Here is a 681-nt window from a genome sequence, read left to right as displayed (position 1 = left end):
TCATGGTGGTTCCGGCCGCGAAACCGTAGCCTGCACCGGAGATCGCCAACAGTTGCGGCAGAAGAAAGACCACCATCCCGAAGCTGACCGTGATCACCAGGGTGAGCACGGCGCCCTGCCACATCGCGGGCCGGGCCAGCATCCGCAGATCGACCATGGGCGCCACCGCCCGCCGCTCGACGGCGACCCATCCGCCGGCCAGAGCAACCACCAGCAACGCGAGCGCACCCATCGCGATCGGGGGCAGCGCAGCACTGGTCACCGACACCAGAGCAATCATCAGCGCCAGCAGCGTGGCGCTCAGCAGCACCACCCCGGGCCAGTCGATCGGGCCGTCAGAGCCGGTCGGCTCATCTGCGGGCATCACCCGGATCACCGCCAGCGTCGCCGCCCCCACAGCGATCGTGGGCAGCGCGAACATCCACTGCCAGGAGAGCAGTTCGGCGATCGGCCCGGCGATCAGAGTGCCGATCATGCCGCCACCGGTGAACAGCGACACCACCACCCCGATCGCTGCCTGCGATTGCCCGGCCGGAAGATGCCGACGTGCCAGGATGAACGACAACGGCAGCGCACCCACCATGGCGCCCTGCAGGAGTTGCCCCAGCAGCAGCACCGGCAGACTCGGGGCGATCGCGGCCAGCAGCCCACCGGCCGAGACCACCGCCATCAGCCACACCA

Annotated in this window: 1 protein-coding gene; it reads right to left on the bottom strand. The window is 69.2% G+C overall.

Annotation, left to right across the window (positions count from 1 at the left end; genetic code table 11):
* On the bottom strand, positions 1–681 hold a 681-nt coding region (locus tag QSK18_RS35650; RefSeq protein WP_285628984.1), incomplete at both ends, for an MFS transporter.

The sequence above is a fragment of the Kineosporia sp. NBRC 101677 genome, assembly GCF_030269265.1.
GTDB classification, from domain to species: Bacteria; Actinomycetota; Actinomycetes; order Actinomycetales; family Kineosporiaceae; genus Kineosporia; species Kineosporia rhizophila.
Note: the sequence above shows the minus strand (reverse complement) of the source record. Positions and strands in the feature narration are given on the sequence as shown.